This window comes from Anoxybacillus flavithermus (genome assembly GCF_002742685.1).
Lineage (GTDB): Bacteria > Bacillota > Bacilli > Bacillales > Anoxybacillaceae > Anoxybacillus > Anoxybacillus flavithermus_E.
Genome location: NZ_PEDM01000013.1, coordinates 1 through 19,848, shown reverse-complemented (window position 1 = coordinate 19,848; position 19,848 = coordinate 1). Strand labels below are relative to the sequence as shown.

Annotated in this window: 22 protein-coding genes and 1 riboswitch; of the genes, 3 read left to right on the top strand and 19 right to left on the bottom strand. The window is 42.2% G+C overall.

Translation table 11 applies throughout. The features are described 5' to 3' along the window. Positions 1-56: 56 nt before the first annotated feature. The 4 genes from CS060_RS07600 to CS060_RS07585 are packed head-to-tail and all read right to left on the bottom strand — an operon-like array spanning position 57 to position 3,612. Positions 57-575: a LysM peptidoglycan-binding domain-containing protein gene (locus tag CS060_RS07600; RefSeq protein ID WP_035046053.1), complete on the bottom strand. Its 519-nt coding sequence runs from the start codon at positions 573-575 to the stop codon at positions 57-59. After that, the gene (locus CS060_RS07595; RefSeq protein ID WP_035046051.1) at positions 568-1,158 is read right to left on the bottom strand and encodes a CPBP family intramembrane glutamic endopeptidase; all 591 of its coding nucleotides are present in this window, start codon (positions 1,156-1,158) and stop codon (positions 568-570) included. The genes CS060_RS07600 and CS060_RS07595 overlap by 8 nt, the downstream gene beginning before the upstream one ends. After that, positions 1,155-2,597 (bottom strand): RecQ family ATP-dependent DNA helicase, encoded by a 1,443-nt coding sequence (locus CS060_RS07590; protein ID WP_082180231.1) that lies wholly within the window; start codon positions 2,595-2,597, stop codon positions 1,155-1,157. Before CS060_RS07590 ends, CS060_RS07595 begins: the two co-directional genes overlap by 4 nt. After that, on the bottom strand, positions 2,590-3,612 hold the full coding sequence (locus CS060_RS07585; protein ID WP_035046047.1) for a YpbB family protein: 1,023 nt from the start codon (positions 3,610-3,612) through the stop codon (positions 2,590-2,592). The genes CS060_RS07590 and CS060_RS07585 overlap by 8 nt, the downstream gene beginning before the upstream one ends. 200 nt (positions 3,613-3,812) lie before the next feature. On the opposite strand from CS060_RS07585, the gene CS060_RS07580 reads away from it, so the two are divergent. The 3 genes from CS060_RS07580 to serA all read left to right on the top strand — a co-directional run bounded on the left by CS060_RS07580 (position 3,813) and on the right by serA (position 6,426). Next, a complete protein-coding gene (locus tag CS060_RS07580; protein WP_003394452.1) occupies positions 3,813-4,061 on the top strand; it encodes a ferredoxin in 249 nt (82 codons plus the stop codon). Positions 4,062-4,179: 118 nt separating this feature from the next. Beyond that, complete coding sequence (locus CS060_RS07575; RefSeq protein WP_035046044.1) at positions 4,180-4,677, top strand: inorganic diphosphatase; 498 nt, start codon at positions 4,180-4,182, stop codon at positions 4,675-4,677. 174 nt (positions 4,678-4,851) lie between these two features. Next, positions 4,852-6,426: a phosphoglycerate dehydrogenase gene (gene serA / locus CS060_RS07570; RefSeq protein WP_099668835.1), complete on the top strand. Its 1,575-nt coding sequence runs from the start codon at positions 4,852-4,854 to the stop codon at positions 6,424-6,426. Positions 6,427-6,455: 29 nt separating this feature from the next. Here serA and CS060_RS07565 read toward each other — a convergent pair whose 3' ends face one another. The 15 genes from CS060_RS07565 to CS060_RS07495 all read right to left on the bottom strand — a co-directional run bounded on the left by CS060_RS07565 (position 6,456) and on the right by CS060_RS07495 (position 19,683). After that, positions 6,456-7,268: a histidinol-phosphatase gene (locus tag CS060_RS07565; protein ID WP_035046042.1), complete on the bottom strand. Its 813-nt coding sequence runs from the start codon at positions 7,266-7,268 to the stop codon at positions 6,456-6,458. Positions 7,269-7,490: 222 nt separating this feature from the next. Beyond that, positions 7,491-8,192 (bottom strand): ATPase, encoded by a 702-nt coding sequence (locus CS060_RS07560; protein WP_099668834.1) that lies wholly within the window; start codon positions 8,190-8,192, stop codon positions 7,491-7,493. Next, entirely contained in the window at positions 8,185-8,655 is a 471-nt protein-coding gene (locus tag CS060_RS07555) for an ECF transporter S component (protein ID WP_035046039.1), read from the bottom strand. Before CS060_RS07555 ends, CS060_RS07560 begins: the two co-directional genes overlap by 8 nt. After that, positions 8,652-9,239 carry a cob(I)yrinic acid a,c-diamide adenosyltransferase gene (locus CS060_RS07550; RefSeq protein WP_035046037.1) on the bottom strand — a complete coding sequence of 196 codons (588 nt, stop codon included), beginning with the start codon at positions 9,237-9,239 and terminating at the stop codon, positions 8,652-8,654. Before CS060_RS07550 ends, CS060_RS07555 begins: the two co-directional genes overlap by 4 nt. Before the next feature lie 12 nt (positions 9,240-9,251). Next, positions 9,252-9,677, bottom strand: a complete 426-nt coding sequence (locus tag CS060_RS07545) for a bifunctional adenosylcobinamide kinase/adenosylcobinamide-phosphate guanylyltransferase (protein WP_035046036.1) — start codon at positions 9,675-9,677, stop codon at positions 9,252-9,254. After that, the gene (locus CS060_RS07540; RefSeq protein ID WP_035046034.1) at positions 9,629-10,225 is read right to left on the bottom strand and encodes a histidine phosphatase family protein; all 597 of its coding nucleotides are present in this window, start codon (positions 10,223-10,225) and stop codon (positions 9,629-9,631) included. The genes CS060_RS07545 and CS060_RS07540 overlap by 49 nt, the downstream gene beginning before the upstream one ends. After that, complete coding sequence (locus CS060_RS07535) at positions 10,183-10,932, bottom strand: adenosylcobinamide-GDP ribazoletransferase (protein ID WP_035046032.1); 750 nt, start codon at positions 10,930-10,932, stop codon at positions 10,183-10,185. Before CS060_RS07535 ends, CS060_RS07540 begins: the two co-directional genes overlap by 43 nt. After that, positions 10,911-11,462, bottom strand: a complete 552-nt coding sequence (locus CS060_RS07530) for a bifunctional adenosylcobinamide kinase/adenosylcobinamide-phosphate guanylyltransferase (RefSeq protein WP_035046030.1) — start codon at positions 11,460-11,462, stop codon at positions 10,911-10,913. Before CS060_RS07530 ends, CS060_RS07535 begins: the two co-directional genes overlap by 22 nt. Further along, positions 11,459-12,508, bottom strand: a complete 1,050-nt coding sequence (gene cobD / locus CS060_RS07525; RefSeq protein ID WP_099668833.1) for a threonine-phosphate decarboxylase CobD — start codon at positions 12,506-12,508, stop codon at positions 11,459-11,461. Before cobD ends, CS060_RS07530 begins: the two co-directional genes overlap by 4 nt. Beyond that, the gene (cbiB, locus tag CS060_RS07520) at positions 12,483-13,415 is read right to left on the bottom strand and encodes an adenosylcobinamide-phosphate synthase CbiB (protein WP_035046028.1); all 933 of its coding nucleotides are present in this window, start codon (positions 13,413-13,415) and stop codon (positions 12,483-12,485) included. Before cbiB ends, cobD begins: the two co-directional genes overlap by 26 nt. Further along, on the bottom strand, positions 13,412-14,863 hold the full coding sequence (locus CS060_RS07515) for an adenosylcobinamide amidohydrolase (RefSeq protein WP_099668832.1): 1,452 nt from the start codon (positions 14,861-14,863) through the stop codon (positions 13,412-13,414). The genes cbiB and CS060_RS07515 overlap by 4 nt, the downstream gene beginning before the upstream one ends. A gap of 2 nt (positions 14,864-14,865) precedes the next feature. Next, positions 14,866-15,906: a FecCD family ABC transporter permease gene (locus CS060_RS07510; protein WP_035046025.1), complete on the bottom strand. Its 1,041-nt coding sequence runs from the start codon at positions 15,904-15,906 to the stop codon at positions 14,866-14,868. Next, on the bottom strand, positions 15,872-16,828 hold the full coding sequence (locus CS060_RS07505) for an ABC transporter substrate-binding protein (RefSeq protein ID WP_035046023.1): 957 nt from the start codon (positions 16,826-16,828) through the stop codon (positions 15,872-15,874). The genes CS060_RS07510 and CS060_RS07505 overlap by 35 nt, the downstream gene beginning before the upstream one ends. Positions 16,829-16,947: 119 nt before the next feature. Then, positions 16,948-17,139: riboswitch (cobalamin riboswitch) on the bottom strand. A gap of 67 nt (positions 17,140-17,206) precedes the next feature. Further along, entirely contained in the window at positions 17,207-18,970 is a 1,764-nt protein-coding gene (locus tag CS060_RS07500; protein WP_035046021.1) for an ATP-binding protein, read from the bottom strand. Next, entirely contained in the window at positions 18,967-19,683 is a 717-nt protein-coding gene (locus CS060_RS07495) for a response regulator transcription factor (RefSeq protein WP_035046019.1), read from the bottom strand. Before CS060_RS07495 ends, CS060_RS07500 begins: the two co-directional genes overlap by 4 nt. Between the last annotated feature and the right edge of the window lie 165 nt (positions 19,684-19,848).

The window sequence follows — 19,848 nt, the reverse complement described above, 5'->3', positions numbered from 1 at the left end:
ACCCCTACCGATCATGTTTTACTACGATTGTATGTCCATCGGAAGAGGTGTATACCTTATTTTCCGTTCATATCTGGGATTTTTAATACTTGTCCTTTTTGGAGCTTCGTGCTCGTTAAATGGTTCCATTCTTTGATAAGATCCATTCCTTTTTCATTTCCATAATATTTCATCGCAATGCTATATAACGTTTCATTTTCTTGTACTGTATGATAAATAAAAGACGGCTCTGTTTCATTGGATACATCTTCCTCTTGTTTTGCTTCATTTTCGAGCGGTTTTTGTTGTGTCATCTCTTCTTTTTGTTGATCGACATCAACGATCTCATAGCTGTCATCAATCGTCACAACTTGGACTGGGCGTTTGTCAACTAAATGGTATATGCTATAAATCGAAATCGGCAATAAGACGAAAAAGAGCGCAAGAATACGAACGAGTGGATGTTTTATTTTCCATTTCGTTTTTTTCTTTTTATGCACTTCACTTCGTGGTGGCAAATGAAGTTCGTCGCTTTCTTGTTGCTTATTGATATTTTCCATTTTTTTACGCAAATTTTCTGCTTGGTCTTCACGCATCGCTGTTCACCTCTTTTGTCCGATACCGGATGTGTAAAGCTAAAATAAAATCAATGAGAAAGTGGGCAAAAATCGTGACCCATAAATTTCCCGTCCATTCATATATAAAGCCAATCCAAAAGCTTAAACTAACGACAGCAACAAGAAGAAGCCATCTTCTCCAATAACGAATGTGCAATAAACCGAAAATGACGCTCGCAAAAAGTAAGCCAACGTGCGTCTGAATGACACCCCGAAATAACAATTCTTCACAAAATGCAATCATTGCAGTCATAATAAAAATGTGCGGAACCGAGCGAGAACGAAATAGCTTTTCATTAATCCCACCATCATCATACCACTGCTCAGGTACATAACGAATGAGTAAAAAATCGACAAAAAGAACGATTGCTGCACAAGCGCCACCATATAATAATATTTCCCGCACATCCCATTGCCATATCGAAAAAAACGTTGCAGGCGTAAATAAATATATGCCTAATGCGAGCGCAACAAGAAAAATGAGCGCTTGTGTAAAATACAAGTGATATACCATTTCCTGTTCACTTATTTGATTGGCAATGTCCATTTGTTTTTTTATCATTTGTCTTCCACCTTTATCGAAAACATCGCACGAAGCTCTTCTCGCCATGGGCGCAACTGTATTTGTTGAATATGTCTTATAGGGGCATCCACATATATACGAGCGCCACATCGGTCACAACATCGTTCATTCGGAAGTGGTTGTTGTTCAAAATATGAAAGCATCACTCGTCGACGACATGTTTGTTCATTTATCCATCGTTGCATAAATATCCATTTCGTCAGTTTTTCTTTTTTTCTTTGCTCCATGTGAGCATGTAGTTGCTTCGCTAATGTATGGATATGTTCTTGCTTGTCCATTTGTTCAAGCCAATACAACAGTAGGCGTTGTTGTACGTCTGTCAACCCTGTTTCTTTCTGTCCATGACGTAAAGCGTGTAGCGCATAAACAATTTGCTCTTTTGTCGGAAATTCCGCATCGATCATCGTTTGCCCGAGTTGTTCGTCTCCTGGCGCATACAATAATATCGCGATGCTTTCGTTTCCGTCTCGCCCGGCGCGTCCAATTTCTTGCCAATATGCTTCTGGCTGCGTTGGCAAATGAAAATGAATGACGAAGCGAACGTTTGGTTTATCAACACCCATTCCAAAAGCATTCGTACAACAAATGACGTCTAACTGATCATAAATAAACTGTTGTTGAATGAGAAGTCGCTGTTCGCCATCCATGCCCCCATGATAGTAACCAACACGATAATCTCCATGTAACATGTTTGCCAACGTTTCCGCCCATTGCCGACTCGATACATAAACGATGCCTGGCTTAGGCAATATAGCGATAAGCTGTTTTAACGCTTCTATTTTCTCTTCTAGCGTATGAACGTATTGAACATATAAGCAAATGTTCGCTCGATCAAGTGGGTATATGTGCTGTTTCACTCGATCAAGTTTAAGCGTTGCTACAATATCATCAATTACTTGGCGAGTGGCCGTTGCTGTTAGCGCTAAACAAGGTGGGGTGCCGAGCGTTTCACGAAGAAGACCGAGCTTTAAAAAATCAGGACGAAAATCGTGTCCCCATTGTGAAATGCAATGCGCTTCATCTACAACAAACAACGAAATGTTGATACGCGTTAGCGCTTCAATGAGCAAGGGAGATTGTAAAATTTCAGGCGAAGCGTAAATAAAACGGTACGATGCTAATTCATGTAGCACGTCTTTTTTTTCCCGATAGGAAAGAAAACGATTAAGTGCTACCACACGTTTTTCACCGCGATTTTTAAGCTGTTGTACTTGGTCTTCCATAAGGGAGACGAGCGGTGAAATAATGAGCACACTACCGTCCAATATGTAGCCAGGAAGCTGATAACAAAGCGACTTTCCCCCACCGGTCGGAAGCATAGCAACACAATTTTGTCCATTCAGCACATCTTCAATAATTTCTCTTTGCCCTATGCGAAACGAATCGTAACCAAATCGTTCCTTTAATATGTTAAGCATCTTCCTGATCCCACCTTGCTAACGCGAGCCGAATTTCAAAATAAGAGACGTCTGGCAATGCTTCTTTAATTGCCCGCAATTTTTTCGTTTTTAATTGTCGTGCCTGTTGTATAATGCGCTTACGTTTATTCTCATCTAAAAACAGCATCGTCACAAATGACGGGATATATGTTGCAATCTCTACAATATGGTCTTCAATCGTTCCTTTTTTCAATCGACGCAACTCGGCAATTTGTTCAATTGAATATCCTTCTTTTAGCATTTCCCAAGTTTTTTGGGCTGAGCTTGTTAATTGTGTGCGCATTTGTTCACGCAATGAAAAAAGAAGCGGAAAGTTTTCCTTTTCTTTTTCTGTCGTCTCAAGTATAAAATGCAACACATTTTGAAACGATAGCGATACAGCTACATCTTCTTCTTTGATCGCATAAGCAATTTGTTCGTTCGTCCATCCAATGCGCGCATGGCTTGTCAACCGCCAAACAAAAACGTTTGCGTCTTTTTCTTCTACACGTCCGAGTAACTCATACATTTCTTCATATAACGTCCGAGCAATTGTCTGCATATGTTTATGTTGAAAGAGCCATCGCTTTACAAATGATTGAATGCGCTCATCGCGATGTATAGGCTCAAATGGTGTGCGATGAATGATGTTTGCGACCGTTTGAATAAGCAAAGAAAGCCGTTTCCAAAACAGGGATGATTCATTCATATATTTCCATCCATCCACGTAAGGAGGAAAAGAAAAATAACGAAGCTCCTCTTTTCCGCTTGCGGTTGTGCAATATATATGTTCATCTACTTGAGAAATCAGTCCATCCGCCTCTAATGCTCGTGCGACGTCAAATAAACGAGAACGATCAATTGGCACGGTTCCAAATAGACGACTAACGTTGTACCACTTACTATCTTGTAGCGTTTGCGCCGTTTTTTTCCCATTCAGCAAATGGTCAATCGCAGCGAGTGATCGCTCGCCACGAAAACGATCGATACAAAACAAAACGATGTGTTGTAACATGCAACATTCACTCCATTTTCCCTTTCATTTTACCAGATTAAGCGAAAGGATGTGAGGGAAAACTGTGTACTGATAAGCATTTTCATTGGAGTTTTTTATTGAAAAGTTATCGAAACACATTTATTATAAAAGTGTGAGGAATACGTTTCCAACGTTTCATATGAAGCGATTGGTTCCATATAATTAAGGAGGGTCATTGTATGCCAAAGTACACAATTGTTGACAAAGAAACATGTATTGCCTGTGGTGCATGTGGAGCAGCTGCACCAGATATTTACGACTACGATGATGAAGGCATTGCGTACGTTACATTAGACGACAACCAAGGTATTGTGGAAGTACCAGACGTATTAATTGACGATATGATGGATGCGTTTGAAGGCTGTCCAACAGACTCGATCAAAGTAGCGGACGAGCCATTTGATGGCGATCCAAATAAATTTGAATAAGAACAACTAAGGGCAAACTTCACATGGAGGTTGCCCTTTTCTTTTGTTCAGTCATTGTCACCACTTGTCCAATCGACTATAATAAAAAAGTATACATAATGAAAAGGAGGAATTTGGCATGGCGTTTGAAAACAAAATTGTTGAAGCGTTTATTGAAATTCCAACAGGTAGCCAAAACAAATATGAATATGACAAAGAGCGTGGCGTATTTAAACTCGATCGCGTCTTATATTCGCCAATGTTTTACCCTGCAGAATATGGCTATTTAGAAAATACACTTGCATTAGATGGGGATCCACTTGATATTTTAGTTATCGTCACAAATCCAACATTCCCTGGTTGCGTCATCGAAACGCGTATACTTGGCTACTTAAACATGGTAGACGGGGGCGAAGAAGATGCGAAATTAATTGGTGTTCCTGTTGATGATCCTCGCTTTGCTGATGTACGCACGCTTGAAGATCTTCCGCAGCATAAGCTTAAAGAAATCGCTCATTTCTTTGAACGTTATAAAGACTTAGAAGGAAAGAAAACAGAAATTGGTACGTGGGAAGGTCCGGAAGCAGCGGCGAAACTCATTGACGAATGCATCGCTCGTTACAATGAACAAAAATAAATACATTCCGTGTTTTAAGCTGGCTTTTGGCCAGCTTTTTGTCTTTTTTCCGAACATTAATATATAAAAACGCTTTCATTTGTATGACCTTTCCGAAAGTTATTGACACATGTATACGGTTATGTTAAATTATCAGAAATTTAAAAACTTATGATTTGAAAGGAGCGGATATTTGTGGTTCGCATTTTAGTAGCTGATGCGATGAGCGAAGAAGGTCTTGCCCCACTTCTTGCTGATCCAACGATTGAAGTTGTACAAAAGAAAGTAACAGAAGTAGAAGATGAGCTTGACAAGTTTGATGCGTTGCTCGTTCGGAGCGCAACGAAAGTCACAGAACAATTGATCCAAAAAATGAAGCATTTAAAAATTGTTGGACGTGCTGGAGTCGGTGTCGACAATATTGACGTTGACGCGGCTACACGATACGGTGTCGTCGTCATTAACGCTCCAAATGGCAATACAATTTCTACAGCGGAACATACATTTGCGATGATGGCTTCATTAGTGCGCCGTATTCCACAAGCGCACATTTCGGTCAAATCACGTGAATGGAATCGTTCCGCTTTCGTCGGTGTCGAGTTATTTGGAAAACATTTAGGAATCATCGGCTTTGGGCGCATCGGTTCTGAAGTAGCGAAACGGGCGCGAGCATTCGGTATGCATGTTCATGTGTACGATCCATTTTTAACGAAAGCACGAGCAGAAAAAATTGGCGTTGATGTCTGCACGCTTGATGAATTGCTTGCGCAAGCGGATATCATTACGGTACATACACCGCTCACAAAAGAAACGAAAGGTCTTCTCGGTCCAAAAAACTTAGCAAAAGCGAAAAAAGGTGTATATTTAATTAACTGCGCGCGCGGTGGAATTATCGATGAACAAGCGCTTATTTCGTTTTTAGAAAATGGACACGTAGCAGGCGTTGCACTCGACGTATTTGAACAAGAGCCGCCAGGAGATCATCCGCTTCTTTCGTTTGATAACGTCATCGTCACTCCGCATCTTGGGGCATCAACGATCGAGGCGCAAGTGAATGTCGCGACACAAGTCGCCGAAGAAGTATTAACATTTTTACAAGGTAAACCGGTCACATCGTCCATTAACTTGCCGACACTTTCAAAAGATGTATACGAAAAAATTCAATCTTTTTATACATTAGCTCGCAAAATGGGCACTTTAGCTTCGCAATATATGAGCGAACCGGTTCAAGAAATTGCGATTACGTATTCCGGTTCTGTTGCTGATTTGGAAACAACATTTATTACACGTAGTTTGCTTGCTGGATTTTTGAAACCTCGCGTCGCTTCAACCGTCAATGAAGTGAATGCGGCGATGATCGCCAAAGAACGAGGCATTGCTTTTAGCGAAAAATTTTCAGCTAATGGCAATGACTATAACAACAGCATTTCATTAACCGTATATGGCGAAAACAAAACGTTTACGTTGAAAGGAACGCATATCGCTCACTATGGTGATCGCATCGTTCATTTTAACGGTTTTGCGATCGATTTTGCTCCAGAAGGACATTTGTTGTACATTCAACATCATGATAAACCTGGAATGATCGGAAAAGTCGGTAACATTTTAGGTGACCATCAAGTAAACATCGCAACGATGCAAGTCGGTCGCCAACAAGCTGGTGGAAAAGCGATTATGATGCTTTCACTCGATAAACCACTTGATGACGCACTCGTTGAAACACTCGAACAAATTAGCGACATTGATGTTGTAAAAAGATTAGAAGTATAAAAGGTTCAGCCGAATGGCTGAACCTTTTCTTATCCAAGTGGAACGGCTTTTCGTTCCCCTTTTGAAAAAGTCATAATTTCCGTGTAACCGACTGTTTTCGCAAGAGCGATCGCTCGATCATAATCGGCCCCGACATCTTGAGGAACGTGCGCATCAGACGATAACACAATCGGAATGCCTTTGTCATAGCACATTTCCAGTAGACGAGGATCAGGGTATAGCTCTCCGACTGGTTTGCGCAAACCTGCGGTACTAATTTCAACGCACGTTTTAGAGTTCGCTAACGCTGTTGTTGCACGATCGTACTGTTCTAGTAAAAATTCTTCGTCTTCTGGCACGTATTTAAAAATTTTTACTAAATCTAAATGACCGATAATGTCAAATAAGTTCGACTGAGCTAATGTGACAACTTGATCGAAATATTTTCGATATGTATCGTATAGATCGCGACGATCCCACTCTTTCCGAAACTCGGCTAAATCAATGCCAAAGTCATCCACCCAATGAATCGAGCCGATGACATAGTCAAAATCATAAGCGCGAATAAATTCCGCCATTTCTTCATGTTTACCTGGCGTGTAGTCCATTTCAATCGACATTTTCACATCAATTCCAGCATCCCACGCTTCGTGAAATAAACGAACGTAATCAGCCATATCATAATAACGGCGCTCTTCAATCCACGCATTTGATAAAATGTTTTTCGTTTGATAAAAGTGATAAGCATGTTCGGAAATACCGAAATGTTCAATGCCTTTTCGCGCGGCTTCGTCCGTAAATTGCTTTAAATAATCAAGTGTTAACGTCCCACGCTCTAAATGATTATGATAATCTGTTAACATTGTTCTCTCCCCCTCTCGTATTGTTTTAAATTATATAGCACATCTCTCTCTTTTTCTAGTTGTTTAAGCCAACAAGAAACAATAAATGAATGCACGCGGCCATACCAATCACAACGAGCACTCGTTTCATCATATCTTCCATCGTCTATTCCCTCCCGTTTGCGATAACCATATATGTTGTATGCAAAAATACGAACGGTTAGAACGATAGAAGGCTACATTTTACAATTGCTTTACAATCGGATAAAAAAGTGTTTGCGCCAGTGACTGCAAGAAATGTTGTTGAGCTTGATCATAGCTAATAAGCACACACGTAGCTGGACCGGCAGAAGTATGTAGTGGAAGGGAACAACGAAGTGGTCGTTCCCCATGCATAAGCTTCCACTCATGCCATATTCCTTTTGAACCGACTGGAATGATTTCATATACACCATCTAACTGCAACAACGTGCGAAATAGCGAAAGCGGAATGATCCGATCTTGTTTTTGTATAACCGCTTCTCCAACGAGCGGCTCACCGATGACCGCCCAACATGCATCGGTTGGCGTAAAATGTATCCTTTTTTCTGTTTTACGCACCGTGCCGACCGCTACAAAACCGACAGCTGATTGCATGAGCGGCATATTTGATTCGCTACTTCCTGTTATAGGGAGCGACAACTGCAATTCTTCCATCGTTTGTTGAACGCCTGCGACAAGTGCATGCCATGCATCGTCGTTCACAAAATTTTGTAAAACAAAAGCTTTTGGTGTGGCTCCTATACTCATCAATTCCATCCATGCTACCCGCGCGCCGTAGTACGCAACAACATCGTATGGTACATTTACAACATCATCTTGTTTTAAGCCAATGCCACCCGAACAATCTGTCGCCAAAACGAGTTCGTTTTCTTCATCAAGCGGCACACATAATACGTCACGCATGCCGTTTCCCCCATACTCGTTGCAACGCTTTTGACACGACGATTGCAATCGCTACATTGACTCCTGTAGCTAGTGCAAGAGATGGGATGATGGAAAGTACAAATGCTGGGCTTATGATCCATACAAAAGGCAACGGGGCAATTAGTGCATTACCGATAAAAAAACATACATAACTAGAAGTGAACCATCCCCTTCTCATTAACAAGCCAACAACATATAAAAGAGCTGCCATTTCCATCGCCACAAGTATATGAAAAGGCCCAAGTGGAAATCCGCCAAATAGAGCCGATACAATATGCCCCACACTCGCGACGACCGCAGCAGCTGTTGGACCGAGCAAAAACGCAGCAACAACTGCCGGTGCACTATCTAATGCAATGCTTCCAATCGTAAATGGGATTTTTATAAGTGAACCAATGACGGATAAACTAATAAACATGACGAGCAACGTGAAACGCTTCATTCCGATTCACCCCTTTTTTCATTTTTATCACGAAACACAATCGCGCTACGCTCGTATTCTACATCTTTTACTTGCAGGCGAGCGTTGACAACGCGGGCAACAGCAAATAAATAGTCGGAAAGGCGGTTCATATATTGCAAAACAATTTCGTTCGTTTTCTCTTGTTTCATCAATGCCACGACACAACGTTCCGCTCTTCGTGTCACGGTCCGTGCCATATGCAAAGCTGCTGCTTGTGGCGAACCTCCCGGCAAAATAAACCGTTCAAGCGGCGGCGCTTGTTGAATATATGCATCGATGCGTTCTTCTAAAAACGTCACCATTTCCGCTTTTACTTTGTATGGTATTTTTTCACCGACAATAGCTAAATCACCGCCACAATCAAACAGTTCATGTTGAATGCGTTGCAATTCTTCATAAATGTCGCGAAACTTCTCATCCTGTAATAACGTCATGGCCCAACCGATGACAGAATTCGCTTCATCAATCGTTCCGTACGCTTCAACACGTACATCGTTTTTATCGACTCGTCCTCCAACTAAACTCGTTTGGCCTTTATCACCTGTTTTTGTGTACAATTTCATAATCAATCACCCCTATTTTATTTGTTCATTCATACCGCACCATATGTAATCAACACGGCTACATATGCGAGCAAGTTGTTGATATGTCCAACCGACTGCATCTCGCCACGCTCGTTCATGCGAGTCAATCGGTACGATCCCTTGACTAATATCACAGCCAATCCAAATGACCGTCCGTTTTTTCTCTTTTTCCCATCGTTCCCATGCATATATATACGACATGATCGCTTCTTTTTCATCGTCCGTATAAGGAAAAAAGTATTCGCGAATCCAATGTTCTATTCCTTCAAGCACAACAACAGATGCAGTTTCATCATGTGGGAGCGGAAACATATTTTCATATGCACAATACCAACTGTATGGCGTATGCGTGAATGAATAATGGGCATTTACCCATTTTCGCTTCCCTTGAAATGCACCGCCGCTAACGAAATGCATCGCTTTCTCTCCTTCCATCGCTCGTTCGTATTATAAAGCGTCACTCCTTCGCCAAACGGAACGTGCCATTCCCAGAATGGACGGATGTTCGGTGCGTACTTCGATAATATATAACGAATCACACCGCCGTGCGTCACAACGACAAGATGTGAAACGGATCGATGAATCGCATCGCTAACGGCTTGTTCAATACGAGCTTCAAACTGAGCAAACGTCTCACCGTTTGGAGGCGCATAGCGAAGCGGATCATCTAGCCAATGACGATACGCCTTGACCGTTCGCAATTGTTCGTACGTTTTTCCTTCAAAATCGCCAAAATGGAGTTCACGCCAGCGATAAGAACATTCAATGACGTGATTCGGAAACAACAAATGCGCCGTTTGGCGACAACGAAGCAAGTCGCTTGTCATGACAATTTCTGGTTCAAGCTGATGCGACACATTTTTCGGCTTAATCACTGGCACATTCGTCCAGCCGATATATTGTTTCGCTTCATTTTCTTTCGTTACAAAATGGCGAACGTATGTAATAGCCAAATGACGCACCATAAAAGTGTTTCGCTCCCTTCGATAAACGCACCAAGCACGTCGCCTGTGATTCCACCGAATTGCTTTATAGCAAACGCACGCGCTACAATATAAAACGATATAAGTGCAACAAACAAAACGAACGTTTCACATGATGAGAAGGCAATAAGCCCGTACACAACAACAAATGGCACATACCGATGATCGACATGCTTTCGAAATGTTGCTGCCATCCCGGTTTGTTTTGCAAGCGGTGTTGTCAATAAAAGTACTGTCATGCCAAGGCGAGAAAATAACGGAATACAAAAAAGAGCAAACAATGACATATGTGCAACCGTTTCAAATATGAAAATGAAGCGAAAGCCAAGTAAAAATAAAATGGAGAGCACCGCAAACGCCCCGACGCGCGAATCGCTCATGATATCAAGACGACGCTGTCGATCGCGATATGAAAAATACGCATCGCTGCAATCCATCCATCCGTCAGCATGCAAACCTCCGGAAAGAAAGATAGAAAAAAACATGAGCAAAAATGATAAGACGAGCACAGACACATGATGAAACATGAACATGTACAAAACAACGAGAAACGCTCCGATCACCGCACCGACGAACGGAAACGACAGAACAGCTGCGCGTGCTGTTCGTTCATTCCAGTCCACTTGCATACGAATAGGAAGCACCGTTAAAAACTGTATCGCTAAGATTATCCCACGCCACATGGCCATCTTCCTTTCTTTACAATCGGCAACCCGCAGCGCATCAAAATAGCTACATCACTGAATATAACAATATGTTGGTGCAATAAACCGAGTCCGCGCATATACGCATACGTTCCTTGTTCATAAGGTATACCATCATAAAATATTTCGTTACTTACAACTATACACACTTTCGCTTGATCGCCTAATTTTTTGATTTGTTGTACGATGCGTGGCACTTTCTCTTCTATGTGCCATCGATCATCACGAAACAGCTCATTAGCCCATAAGTTGGTCAAACAGTCAAGCAAAACAATATCACGCTTACCAAACATCGGAATGATATTATCAAGGTCATACGGTTGTTCCCACGTTTGCCAACGATCATATTTTCGTTGTTTTTGATGATGAATGATGCGCGCCTCCATTTCTTCATCTGTCCTCATCGCTGTGGCAATATAATGAAGCGAATCAGTCGCTTTTGCCATCATTTTCGCGCATTGTTCCGCAAATGAAGATTTTCCGCTACGCACTCCACCGCTAATAAATACGATCATCTCTTCCACCGCCTTAAACAAAGCAAGAGGTGATCGTTCTCTTCTTTCGTTCGAATCGCAAAACGGACATATTTTCCGTCCAGTCCTTGAAAATTAAACGTATGGCGAGCGACGATTCCATGTTGCAACAAAAAAGGAAAAAGTGTCATTGTTTCATCGTGTAACATGTAAAAATTCACAACAGACGGTGAATAGCGATAACCCATCTCAGTGAGCTGTGAAAATATTCGTTTTCGTTCTGATGCGATATATGTTTTTGTTCGTGCGACAAATGCCTCATCGTTCAATAATTGTTTTCCTATTTGTTGAGCAATCGTATTGACGCTCCAAGGTGGCTGTTTTTTCATTAACTTTTTTACGACGTGTTCGTGTGCGAGTACATAACCGAGCCGTACACCTGCCAGTCGATACATTTTCGTTAACGACCGCAACACAATTAAACGATCAAACGTACGTAAAAAAGAAGAAACGGAATAACCGTCAAGCCAAAAATCGTAAAACGCTTCATCGACAATGACATATACCCCTCCATCATTTGCTGCTTTTAATAAAGCATACATCGTTTCTTTCGACCATACCGTACCTGTCGGATTGTTTGGATGGCAAACAAATAGCGCGTGTAAAGACGGCAAGTTCGCAACCATTTGGTCGAGCGGTTGTTGCCAATGTTCATCTAACATAAACGAGTGAACGGTACAACCGTAAGCTTCACATGCATGACGATATTCTGAAAACGTTGGCTCAATGATGCCAATATGTCTTCCTGCAAATTGTTCAGCAAGCAAATAAATGCACTCGGCAGCACCATTTCCAACAAAGACGTTTGACGGCATAACACGTTCTCGTTCAGCAATGATCGTACGAAGCGTCTCACTTCGCTCTTCTGGATACTCACTCATCCAACACAACCACTGTTGTTCCGTTGGCACATGTTCGTGCTGAAGCGGATTCACATTGACGCTAAAATCAATATATAAACTTGGTATTTTCATTTTCATCGCTTCATATAAACGATGCGGATTAGCTCCATGTGCAGGCAAATACAAACAAACTCCCCCCAATCGTAAAAGCAACTGTCGTCCGTTTCATCACCGCCACAGCCTGTTCGATGTGCATAAACATAAGCGGAATGGAAGCATCACCAATTGTCGGACGAACAGATACAACCCCTTTGTATGTATTCACTCCCCCAAGTTGAACGCCTAATAACGCAGCCATCGCCGCTTCGCACCATCCGCTGTTTGGACTCGGATGATTTCGCGCATCGCGAAATAATAGTTTCCATGCTTGCTTGTTGGCACGATGGACAAAGAGCATAACAAACGCTGTTAGCCTAGCAGGAAGGTAATTGAGTATATCATCTAAGCGAGCGGAAGCCCAGCCAAATTGGGCATATCGGTCGTTCTTATAGCCGAGCATGGAATCACATGTATTCACGGCGCGATACAACATCGCCAAAGCTCCCCCGCCAAGAAAAGCATAAAAAAGAGGGGCTGTCACTCCGTCGCTCGTATTTTCGGCTACTGTTTCCACACATGCACGTACGATCCCTTCTTTCTGCAACGTTTTTGTATCACGCCCGACAATCATCCCCACATTTTTTCTCGCTTCCTCAATGTCACCTCTTTTTAGTGGATCAAGCACATCGTATGCGGCTTTTGCTAAGCTTGTTGGTGCAATAGAAACAAAAATGATTATTGCTTCAATAAATATGCCAAATAAATGAGAAAGCTGATACGCAACAGTAATGACCCCATAGCTAATGACAAACGTAAACGTAAAAACGACAAAAAGGGTGAATACTCCTTTCTCTTTTCGCCATTTTCCTTTATTCAGGCGACGATCCATATACGCAATCATTTGTCCAATCCAACAAACAGGGTGAAAGCGACGTGGATCAGCGAATATGCGATCAAGCAAGAGCGCAAACACAATAGCCCATACGTGCGTCATCGATTTTCACCCTTTCGCTCATTATAGCGGTCGATTGCTGTTTTTGTTGCTTCGTATACAAAACGAGCAAGTTGTTTACCAATCGCTGTAATCGTTCCTGCGTATTCATAATATGTTCCTTGTTGTGACGCAGCAATGACAGTACAATCTGTTGATGTTCCTGTTGCGATTGTATGTGTTTGTGTATCGACGACTTGTTTATCATACAGCGCCTTTGTTTTTGCTTCTGTTACAGTCATGAGCGCCTGCACAAATGCAGCTTCTGACAAATGTCCATCAATGAAAACAAACGTATTAATCGTTCCAGGAGAAGCGATCGCATCTGCACGACGCCACGCATTCGCACTATCAACGGCATTTCCCACCCCAGCAGTTACCGCAACAAAAAAGCGAACAGGTTCATAAGCGGACGTAAACACAACATCCCTTATATCCACCGCTGTCATCATCCCAACGGTCCATTGCTCATCAAAACCTTGTTGTCGCAAAAATTCAATCATCTCTTGCTCGGCATCGTCACAACGGTAATCAAGTGAAACATGGCGATTAACAAAAGTCGTTGCCCAACGCATACCGCCCCCAACAAGCGCAGATGAAAGCACTTTAAACGGCTTCATCGTTTCAATGACGACCATGTTTTCATGTTGCGTCACGTGCCATAGCACATCGTCAATCGACTGTTCCAAAAACGGAACAAACGTCACAAGCGGTTTCGGTAATACAGGATGTTCATGTCGTTTCATGCATGTATCAAACACGCTCTCAATCATGGACTCGTTCAGCAACTGTCTCGGTGTGCCACACGCCACTACCTTTCCATCTCGTAAAAAAAGAAGACGGTCGCAATATAGCGATGCGATGTTTATATCATGAAAAATAGCAATAACCGTCAGTTTCGACTGTTTTAATAAATTCAACAACTTAAACTGTTGCGCCACATCCATATGGTTTGTTGGTTCATCTAGTAATAACACGCGCGGTTGTTGCACAAGTGCACGAGCAAGTGCAGCACGCTGACGTTCTCCGCCGCTTAATTGCTCTAGTAAAACATGTTGTTTATGTGCTAATGTCACCGCATAGAGTGAGTCACTAACCACTTGCTCATCTTCCTTCGTCCATTTCGGAAAAAGAGTTGATTGATAAGGATAGCGACCGAGCTCAACCATTTCTTTCACTGTATATCCAAACGAAACATCTGTATGTTGCGGCAACGTAGCAATGAGTTGGGCATATTCCTTCGGTTTATACACTTCAATATGTTGACCGGCAACAAAAATGTCCCCTTGCTGTAAAGAGAGTTCACGGCTTAATAGTTTCATTAACGTCGTTTTTCCACTCCCGTTCGGACCTAAAATACCGAAAAACTCTCCTTCATGAACAGTAAATGAAATACGTTGCAATACTTGTTTTTCTCCATATTGATACGAAACGTCCTTCACATCAATCATATTCATCCCGTCTTCCGTCTTAAACTTTTAAATAACAACATCGCAAATAAAGGTGCTCCAATTAACGACGTAATCACTCCGATCGGCAATTCCCGCGGTGCAATAATCGTTCGCGCCACGACATCTGCTAATGCTAAAAACGCGCCCCCATATAGAAAAGAAAGCGGCAACAATTTTCGATGATTCGCCCCACAAATCAAACGCGTCATATGCGGAATGACAAGCCCAACAAAGCCGATCGTCCCAGATACAGCTACTGCTGCGCCTGTAAGCAATGAAGCGCTAAGTAAAATCCATAACTTTTTTCGCACCACATGTACTCCGATATTGGCTGCTGTTCGCTCGCCAAATGAAAAAGCGTTTAACTCGCGAATATGTGTAAATAAGCCGAGAGAACCGATGATAAAAAACGGTACAAATAAAGAAACATAAGACCAACCGCGCATCGCGACGCTTCCCATGAGCCAGCTAATGACTTGACGCAATTCCTCACCGCTAAAAGCAACCATAAGTGAAATAACCGAACCAAAAAACGCATTCATAATAATGCCGATTAAAACAATCGTCTCCATCGCCATATTGCGCTCAGCAAGACGAGCAAATAATAAAACAAACAATAACGTCACGAGCGCAAACATAATGCTCACAATCGGTAACGTAAAGCGACCGAGAAACGACAAATGAAGTTGAAAAAAGAAGACGATGACCGCTCCGACAGCTGCACCAGACGATACGCCGATCGTGTATGGATCAGCCAGAACGTTTTTCAAAAGACCTTGAAACGCTACCCCTGCAAGTGCTAATGCAGCGCCAACTAAAAAAGCAAGTACCACTCTTGGTAAGCGAATAGACACAATAATTTGCGAAATGGTCGCAGGAACATGTGTGGGCGTATGAAACATATGATGCAACAACGTTTCCCATATAGAAGAAAAGGGAATCGATTGTGATCCAATCGATACCCCTAACAATAAAGCAAACGTTGCAATAAGCGATGCGCTAATGTAATTATTTAAAAATGTCTGGATAAACGACTTTGGCAATTTCTTCGACCCCTTCAGCTAAACGTGGTCCCGGACGAGAAACTAAATCGGAATTGACATCGTATACGCGTTTATTTTTAATTGCAGGGACATCTTTCCAAGCTGGTCGAGCGAGCACTTGCTCGACAGCGTTCGGTGTGTAATAACCGTATGTTGTAATAATGACATCTGGATTCAGCGCCACTGCATCTTCTTCAGTAAACATTGGCCATCCTTCTTGATCACCTGCTGCGTTTTTCGCGTGAATAATCGTTAACATTTCATCCATAAATGTTCCTTTTCCAGCCGTATAAATTTCTGGTGCAGGAGAAACTTCCACCCAAACGGTTGCTTCCCCTTTTACTTCTTTTGCTTTTTCCGCAATGGCATCAATTTTTTGCTTCATTTGTTGTACAACATCCGCTGCCTCTTTCGCTTTCCCTGTCGCTTTTCCGATGAGCTCAATGGACGCATATACGTCGTTGAACGATGTGGCGTTTGGCACAACAATGACTGTAATGCCTGCATCTTTTAATTGCTTTAATCCTTCCTCAGAATTGTGAGCGCTTGATGCATGTGCAAGCACAACGTCTGGTTGAAGTGAAATAATTTTTTCAACATTAAACTCCATGCCACCAATTTTTTCTTTGTTTTTCACATCTTCTGGATAGTTATCAAAATCGCTTACACCGACAATTTTGTCGCCAAGCCCTAACGCGTATGCAATTTCTGTATTGCTCGGAATGAGTGAAACGATTTTTGTCGGTTGTTTTTCAATCGTGACATCGCCAACCGCATCTTTTACCGTAACCGGAAATGCAGCCTCTTCTGTTTTCGCCTCTTGCTTCGTTTCTTTCGCTGGCTCCGCATTATTGTTGCACGCGGCTAATCCGAGCGTCAATACGAGCGCAAGAAGCCACACATATTGTTTCCATTTTTTCATTGTTTTTCCCCCTTTTATGTATGTCAAATAAAAAAGCCCATTCCTAATGGAATGAGCTGGAAACAACAAAAGACAACAACTTCCCCTTGTCGTTTCGCCGTCTCACTCCCCGAAGACGCGAATGACGGTGCAAAAAGGCAGGTCTACTGACTTATGCGTCATCCTACTTTGAAGCCTTCCCGTACGAATTGTACAGTGGCATGTTTCATTTCGTCAGCATTTACAGTTGCGGGGACAGTTCTGGACTTGCACCAGATTCCCTATTAAGTCTACTAGGTTGCCCGTTCGACACCTTTTTGCAACGAACATATGTAATTGTCGAACAATTTTTACGTCTTTATCATAACGGAAAATATCATGAATGACAACAAATTTTTTCTATTTTAATGGCAATGTAAATGTAAACGTTGTTCCCTCGCCGAGTTTGCTATGAACAGTAATTGTTCCTTTATGCGCTTCGACAATGTTTTTCGCAATCGCAAGACCTAATCCCGTACCAGATCGACCTCGCGTACGTGCTTTGTCCGCTTTATAAAAACGCTCAAACACAAACGGTAAGTCTTCTTCTGGAATGCCCGAACCAGAATCTTGTACAGAAATGCGTACTACTTCTTCGTCCGCATCGACAATGACACGGACTTCCCCCCCGTGATCTGTATGGCGAAGCGCATTATCAATTAAATTCATCATTACTTGTTCAATGCGATCAGGATCAAACGAAACAGCGAGCTCGTTGTTCATGTCAACAAGCAAACGAACGCCTTTTTCTTTTGCTAACGCTTGAAACTTATGAATAATACGCTCCATATATGGTTTGAGCGGTACTTGCTCGTAATGAAGCGTTAAATGTCCTGCTTCCATGCGCGCTAAATCAAGCAAATCGTTTACAAGGCGACCCATGCGCAACGATTCATCATAAATGACTTTTGCCAATTCTTTTTTCTCTTCATCTGTTGCCGCAATATCGTCAACGATCGCTTCGCTATATCCTTGTAACATCGCAATCGGCGTGCGCAACTCATGCGAGACGTTTGCGATAAAATCTTTACGTAACTTATCTAATCGTCGTTCTTCTGTCATATCCCGAAGTACCGCAACTGCCCCGCGAATCATTTTTCCATTGTATAGCGGAGTCATAACAATGACCCAATTACGACCTTGTAACGCCATTTCTATCGCTTGTTCTTTTTCCTCCGCTACCGCTTTCTTGAACAACTCATTCACTTGCGGAGGGAGTGGGGATAAATCATCGCGTTGCCCTTGTTCGTAATACCACGCTTGTAAAAATCGGTCGGCAGGTGGATTCGTGATGAGCACTTCTCCATTTCGATTAAGTGTAATAACACCGTCAGCCATGCTGCTTAAAATGCTTGCCAATTGCTCTTTTTCTTGGTTTAACGCATTAATGTGAAATTGTAGTTGCCGACCCATTTGATTAAATGCCATCGCAAGTTCCCCAATTTCGTCATGAGTAACGATCGGCACTTTTGAGTCAAATTTTCCGCGTGCAATTTCAAATGCCACTTGTCTCATTTTTCGAAGCGGGGCTGTAATACGTGTAGATAAGAAAAAGGCGAACACGGTCGTTAACACAATGGCGATAAACGCCGCAAGAAAAATAAATTTTGTCGTCTGTCTTGTCGTTTCTTCGACCGCTTTTAACGACTGGTATACAAATACCGCGCCATTTCCATCCGATGTATGAAGCGGAACACCAACAATAAATAGTTCATTATATTCGTCGTTTCGCATCGTTTGATTTGGCATAAGCGTCCGCTTCACTACTTTTTTTCCATCAAAAACGCGCGCTAACTGCCTATCTTGCTGAATAAATGAGAGGGGCAAATCAGCAAGTTTTTCATTTGGTGAATACCAATAATGACGATCATCGATAATGATCATTAACTTTGATACATCATCCACCATCGTCCACGCAATGGAGCGCGCAAACGGCTCGTCATGTTCAGCGACGACCCGAGCCACTTTTGTCGCTTGTTGGGTAAGCTGATCACTTGTTTTTTCTAAATAATATTTTTCAAAAAAACCGAGCAATAAGACGGTTAAAATAAAAAGGACGAAAGCAACAAGCAACAAAATCGTCAGCCATAGTTTGCCGACTACACTACGCCATAACGCCATCATTCATTCACGACCTCAAATTTATACCCGACACCCCAAACGGTGACGATCATTTTCGCCGCAGCTGGCGACACTTTGTTTAGTTTTTCACGCAATCGCTTGACGTGCGTATCCACCGTGCGCAAGTCGCCGAAAAATTCGTAATGCCATACTTCTTTTAGCAACTGTTCACGGTCAAACACTTTATCTGGCGATTTTGCTAAAAAGTGAAGCAACTCATATTCTTTCGGAGTTAAACTGACTTCATGTCCATCCGCTGTCACACGATGTGCATCATGATCAATGGTTAAATGCGGAAACACAAGCACATCCCGCGCTGTCGTATCCGTCGGTACATATGGAGAGTTTGCAGTGCGACGAAGCAGCGCTTTTACACGAAGCACAACTTCACGCGGACTGAACGGTTTCACGATATAATCGTCCGTTCCTGCTTCAAACCCTTGCACGCGGTTCGCTTCCTCTCCTTTTGCTGTCAACATAATAACAGGCGTTGCTTTTTTCTCACGCAACTGTTTACATACTTCAATTCCATCTTTTCCTGGTAACATAAGGTCAAGTAAAATTAAGTCATAATCATTTTCAAGTGCTAACGCTAGCGCTTCTTCGCCGTTTTCCGCCTCATCAATGACATATTGCTCACGTTCTAAATACATGCGAAGCAAGCGGCGAATTCGTTCTTCATCATCAACAACTAAAATTTTAATTTCCTTCTCCATGATGTCATACCTCCTCCTTTTCTATTGTACAAAACCGCCAAACTTTTTTCTACTTCCCATAAGAAAAGGTTTGAGTCAAGAGTTTGTGGGAGATTTTTTTCTCAACCGACTTTATTGGTTATATATGGTTTTATGGACTTATTTTATGTAAGCGCTTTTATCCAC

Bases quoted from the DNA above. Each gene is read 5' to 3' on its own strand.
- CS060_RS07590 (WP_082180231.1), bottom strand. From the start codon at position 2,597: ATGCTTAACATATTAAAGGAACGATTTGGTTACGATTCGTTTCGCATA.
- CS060_RS07495 (WP_035046019.1), bottom strand. From the start codon at position 19,683: ATGGAGAAGGAAATTAAAATTTTAGTTGTTGATGATGAAGAACGAATT.
- CS060_RS07600 (WP_035046053.1), bottom strand. From the start codon at position 575: ATGCGTGAAGACCAAGCAGAAAATTTGCGTAAAAAAATGGAAAATATC.
- CS060_RS07540 (WP_035046034.1), bottom strand. From the start codon at position 10,225: ATGGTGCGTCATTTGGCTATTACATACGTTCGCCATTTTGTAACGAAA.
- CS060_RS07535 (WP_035046032.1), bottom strand. From the start codon at position 10,932: ATGGCCATGTGGCGTGGGATAATCTTAGCGATACAGTTTTTAACGGTG.
- CS060_RS07585 (WP_035046047.1), bottom strand. From the start codon at position 3,612: ATGTTACAACACATCGTTTTGTTTTGTATCGATCGTTTTCGTGGCGAG.
- CS060_RS07545 (WP_035046036.1), bottom strand. From the start codon at position 9,677: ATGCATTTCGTTAGCGGCGGTGCATTTCAAGGGAAGCGAAAATGGGTA.
- CS060_RS07595 (WP_035046051.1), bottom strand. From the start codon at position 1,158: ATGATAAAAAAACAAATGGACATTGCCAATCAAATAAGTGAACAGGAA.
- CS060_RS07565 (WP_035046042.1), bottom strand. From the start codon at position 7,268: ATGTTAACAGATTATCATAATCATTTAGAGCGTGGGACGTTAACACTT.
- CS060_RS07580 (WP_003394452.1), top strand. From the start codon at position 3,813: ATGCCAAAGTACACAATTGTTGACAAAGAAACATGTATTGCCTGTGGT.
- CS060_RS07530 (WP_035046030.1), bottom strand. From the start codon at position 11,462: ATGATCGTATTTATTAGCGGTGGAGTGCGTAGCGGAAAATCTTCATTT.
- CS060_RS07505 (WP_035046023.1), bottom strand. From the start codon at position 16,828: ATGAAAAAATGGAAACAATATGTGTGGCTTCTTGCGCTCGTATTGACG.
- CS060_RS07575 (WP_035046044.1), top strand. From the start codon at position 4,180: ATGGCGTTTGAAAACAAAATTGTTGAAGCGTTTATTGAAATTCCAACA.
- CS060_RS07500 (WP_035046021.1), bottom strand. From the start codon at position 18,970: ATGATGGCGTTATGGCGTAGTGTAGTCGGCAAACTATGGCTGACGATT.
- CS060_RS07515 (WP_099668832.1), bottom strand. From the start codon at position 14,863: ATGATTGATGTGAAGGACGTTTCGTATCAATATGGAGAAAAACAAGTA.
- CS060_RS07555 (WP_035046039.1), bottom strand. From the start codon at position 8,655: ATGAAGCGTTTCACGTTGCTCGTCATGTTTATTAGTTTATCCGTCATT.
- CS060_RS07560 (WP_099668834.1), bottom strand. From the start codon at position 8,192: ATGCGTGACGTATTATGTGTGCCGCTTGATGAAGAAAACGAACTCGTT.
- CS060_RS07550 (WP_035046037.1), bottom strand. From the start codon at position 9,239: ATGAAATTGTACACAAAAACAGGTGATAAAGGCCAAACGAGTTTAGTT.
- cbiB (WP_035046028.1), bottom strand. From the start codon at position 13,415: ATGACGCACGTATGGGCTATTGTGTTTGCGCTCTTGCTTGATCGCATA.